Raw genomic sequence first — 3,892 nt, forward strand, 5'->3', positions numbered from 1 at the left:
GAGACCCAGAAGCTGCTGACCTACGGCTTCCGCTTCTACGAAACCCAGACCTTCTACCAGAAGGGCACCGAGCTGGCCAAAGCGCCGGTGTGGAAGGGCGACATCCGCGAGATCAAGGCCGGCCTGGCTGAAGATCTGACCATGACGCTGCCCAAGGGTCAGTTGAAGAACCTGGCTGCCAGCATGACCATCAACCCGCAGCTGACCGCGCCCATCGCCAAGGGCGATGTGATCGGCAAGGTTGAAGTGAAGAACGGTGACAAGATCGTTCAGACCTCCGATCTGATCGCGTTGGACGATGTACAGGAAGGTGGTATTTTCCGCCGCGTGTGGGATAGCGTTCGTCTATTCTTCTACGGCTTGTTCAACTGATATCGCGACCGCGCGCCCTCGCCTTGGCAACAGGCGGGGGCGTTGTTGTTTTCACGGTTTACCCGAGGCCGTCATCGTCATGACCGATACCGAAGTAAAAGAACCGAAGATCGAATTCCCCTGCGCCGACTACCCGATCAAGATCATCGGCGACACCGGCGTGGGCTTTCGCGACACGGTGGTGAAGATCGTCGAGAAGCACGCCACCGTCAATCACGACAAGAACGCCGAGCGCCAGAGCACCAACGGCAACTACACCACCTTGCAGTTGCACATCCTGGCGACCGGCCAGGAACAGCTCTACAACATCAACAGTGAGCTGCGCGCCACCGGCATCGTCAAAATGGTGCTTTGATGCCGCAATGCCTGGGGTTTCGCGAACTCGGTCTGATGCCTTACGAGCCCGTCTGGCACGCGATGCAGCGGTTCACCGATCAGCGCGATGCAGACGCCGCCGATGAAGTCTGGCTGGTCCAGCATCCGGCGGTCTTCACCCAGGGCCAGGCGGGCAAGGCCGAGCACCTGCTGGTGCCCGGCGAGATCCCGGTGGTGCAGGTCGACCGCGGTGGTCAGGTGACCTACCATGGCCCCGGCCAACTGGTGGTGTACCTGCTGCTGGACGTGCGCCGGCTGGGCTACGGTGTGCGCGAGCTGGTCACGCGCATGGAGCATACCCTGATCGATCTGCTGGCCTCCTATGGGGTGCCTGCCGCAGCCCGTGCGGATGCCCCCGGTGTCTACGTGGACGGCGCGAAGATCGCTTCGCTGGGCCTGCGTATCCGCCGTGGTTGTTCATTCCACGGCTTGGCGCTGAACGTCGACATGGACCTCGCGCCTTTTCGGCGGATAAATCCATGTGGATATGCCGGCCTGCCGATGACGCAGATGTGCGATCATGTCGCACCCCTTGAATTTGCCGAGGTCAGTGCAAGGCTGCGAGCGCAGCTGGTCAAGCACCTCGACTATGTTGAGCAGACGACCCTTACGGGCGGAATCGACTGATATGACTACCGCGACAGAAGCTGTGCAAACGCTGATCCCCCTGCAGAACCTCGCCGAGGGTGCGCCCAAGGCCAACGCGCCACGGCCCAAGGTCGAGGCGGGCGTCAAGCTGCGCGGTGCCGAAAAGGTCGCGCGCATCCCGGTCAAGATCATCCCCACCGAAGAACTGCCGAAAAAGCCCGACTGGATTCGTGTGCGCATTCCGGTGTCGCCCGAAGTCGACCGTATCAAGCAGCTGCTGCGCAAGCACAAGCTGCACAGCGTCTGCGAAGAGGCCAGTTGCCCCAACCTGGGCGAATGCTTCTCCGGCGGTACCGCGACCTTCATGATCATGGGCGACATCTGCACCCGTCGCTGCCCGTTCTGCGATGTGGGTCATGGTCGCCCCAAGGCGTTGGACGCCGACGAGCCGATGAACCTCGCCGTGGCCATCGCCGATCTGCGCCTCAAGTACGTGGTGATCACCTCGGTGGATCGCGACGACCTGCGCGACGGCGGTGCCCAGCACTTCGCCGACTGCCTGCGCGAGATCCGCAAGCTGTCACCCGGCGTGCAGTTGGAAACCCTGGTGCCCGACTACCGTGGGCGCATGGATGTGGCGCTGGCCATCACGGCGCAAGAGCCGCCGGATGTGTTCAACCACAACCTGGAAACCGTACCGCGCCTGTACAAGGCTGCGCGTCCGGGTTCGGACTATCAGTGGTCGCTGACCCTGCTGCAGAAGTTCAAGGAGCTGGTGCCCCATGTGCCGACCAAGTCCGGCCTGATGCTGGGTCTGGGCGAAACCGACGAGGAAGTGATCGAGGTCATGCACCGCATGCGCGAGCACAACATCGACATGTTGACCCTGGGCCAGTACCTGCAGCCGTCGCGCAGCCACTTGCCGGTCCAGCGCTTCGTGCACCCGGACACCTTCGCCTGGTTTGCCGAGGAAGGCATGAAGATGGGCTTCAAGAACGTCGCCTCCGGGCCGTTGGTGCGCTCCTCGTACCATGCCGACCAGCAGGCGCACGAAGCCAAGATCAAGCTCTGACATCTGCCGGCGTAGAGCAGGCACCGCCTGGTCTACGCCGGACCCACGATTGCGGAGTTTTTCCCATGCAATTACCCCCACGCCTGCCCGACCACGGCACGATCGCCCTGATCGCGCCGGCGGGCCCCATCGAGCTGGACATCGAAGCTGCTTGCGCCTGGGCCCGAGCGCGCGGCTACACGCTGCGGATCTACCCCGGTGTTGCGCTGGCCCAGGGTTATCTGGCCGGTAGCGACGAGGCCCGCCTGCAAGACCTCCACGACGCGTTTTCCGATCCCGAAGTAGATGCCATTTTCTGCCTGCGTGGTGGCTACGGTACGCCCCGTCTGCTGGACAAGATCGACTTCCCGCTACTGGCGCGCCACCCCAAACCCTTCGTGGGCTACAGCGATATCACCGCGCTGCATGTGGCCATCGCTCGCCATGCCGGGTTCGTGACCTTCCATGGGCCGCTGTTCAAATCCGATCTGCTGACGCAGAAGCAAGCGCCGACCGAGTCTTCGTTGTGGCAGATGCTGCGCGGAGAGTTGGGAGCAGGAGACCTGTTGCGGCATCCGCCAGCGTGGCCGCTGACCACGGTACTGCCTGGCCAGGCTCAAGGACGATTGATGGGCGGCAACCTGGCGATGATCAGTGCCACGCTGGGAACGCCGTACGAGCTGCCTGGCGAGGACATCGTGCTGTTCATCGAGGACGTCAACGAGCCGCTGTACCGCGTGGATCGTTTCCTGACCCACCTGCGCCTGGCCGGCAAGCTGCGTGGGGTGCGGGGTGTGATCGTGGGCGACTTCGCGGGCATCGGTGTCGAGCAGATGACGCCGCTGCTGCTCGATACGTTTCAGGCCGATGGCATTCCAGTGCTGGCCGGCTGGCGCAGTGGTCATTGCGATCCGAACCTGACTTTGCCGCTGGGCGTGCAGGTCAGGCTTGACGCCACTGAGCGGCAGGTCTGGTTGGAGCAGGATGTGGTGGCCTAGGCGACGCCAAGGCCACCACATCCTGTTACTGCTGCGCCCGCAAGGCTTCCAGCAGCTTGTGGGTCGGATAGCCGTCAGCTGGCCAGCCCAAGGTTTGCTGCGCGCTGCGGATGGCCTTGCGCGTGTTGGCGCCGATGATGCCGTCTGGAGCGCCGGCATCGTAATTGCGCGCGGTTAACCGGCTCTGCAGTTCGATGCGCTCGGTGCGTGTGAGGGGCATGTCATCTTTCGGCCAAGTGCCTTGAATGTAGCCCGAACCCTGGAAGCGCTGTGCCAGCAGGCTTACGCCCAGCGCGTACGACGAAGAGTTGTTGTACTTCAGGATCGCGCGGAAATTATCGAACACCAGAAAGGCCGGGCCGCGGTAGCCGGCGGGCAGAAGCAGCGCCGCCGAGGCATTCTCGCTGCCCGCCGGGACTGCGCCGCCGGGCATCGTCGCTACACCCAGACGCTGCCAGTCGCTGACCGGCTTGCGGCTGCTGCCGTCGGCCAGGGCGTAGTCGAAGCC

General features: G+C 63.5%; 5 protein-coding genes and 1 pseudogene. 5 read left to right on the forward strand and 1 reads right to left on the reverse strand.

The genetic code is table 11. The features are described from left to right. The 5 genes and pseudogenes from B2V21_RS14115 to B2V21_RS14135 all read left to right on the forward strand — a co-directional run. Positions 1 to 372 (forward strand): annotated as a pseudogene (locus tag B2V21_RS14115) (serine-type D-Ala-D-Ala carboxypeptidase); the annotation flags it as partial. A 79-nt stretch (positions 373 to 451) separates the two neighbouring features. Continuing rightward, the gene (locus B2V21_RS14120; protein WP_049860843.1) at positions 452 to 727 is read left to right on the forward strand and encodes a DUF493 domain-containing protein; all 276 of its coding nucleotides are present in this window, start codon (positions 452 to 454) and stop codon (positions 725 to 727) included. Then, on the forward strand, positions 727 to 1,374 hold the full coding sequence (lipB, locus tag B2V21_RS14125; protein WP_049860844.1) for a lipoyl(octanoyl) transferase LipB: 648 nt from the start codon (positions 727 to 729) through the stop codon (positions 1,372 to 1,374). Before B2V21_RS14120 ends, lipB begins: the two co-directional genes overlap by 1 nt. 1 nt (position 1,375) lies before the next feature. After that, on the forward strand, positions 1,376 to 2,407 hold the full coding sequence (lipA, locus tag B2V21_RS14130; RefSeq protein WP_286917168.1) for a lipoyl synthase: 1,032 nt from the start codon (positions 1,376 to 1,378) through the stop codon (positions 2,405 to 2,407). 65 nt (positions 2,408 to 2,472) lie between these two features. Then, positions 2,473 to 3,384 carry a S66 peptidase family protein gene (locus B2V21_RS14135; RefSeq protein ID WP_286916150.1) on the forward strand — a complete coding sequence of 304 codons (912 nt, stop codon included), beginning with the start codon at positions 2,473 to 2,475 and terminating at the stop codon, positions 3,382 to 3,384. Between the two features lie 25 nt (positions 3,385 to 3,409). Here B2V21_RS14135 and B2V21_RS14140 read toward each other — a convergent pair. Beyond that, a partial coding sequence (locus B2V21_RS14140; protein ID WP_286917169.1) for a peptidoglycan-binding protein occupies positions 3,410 to 3,892 on the reverse strand: 483 nt, incomplete at its 5' end.

This window comes from Pseudomonas sp. UBA6276 (genome assembly GCF_002438365.1).
GTDB classification, from domain to species: domain Bacteria; phylum Pseudomonadota; class Gammaproteobacteria; order Pseudomonadales; family Pseudomonadaceae; genus Aquipseudomonas; species Aquipseudomonas coleopterorum.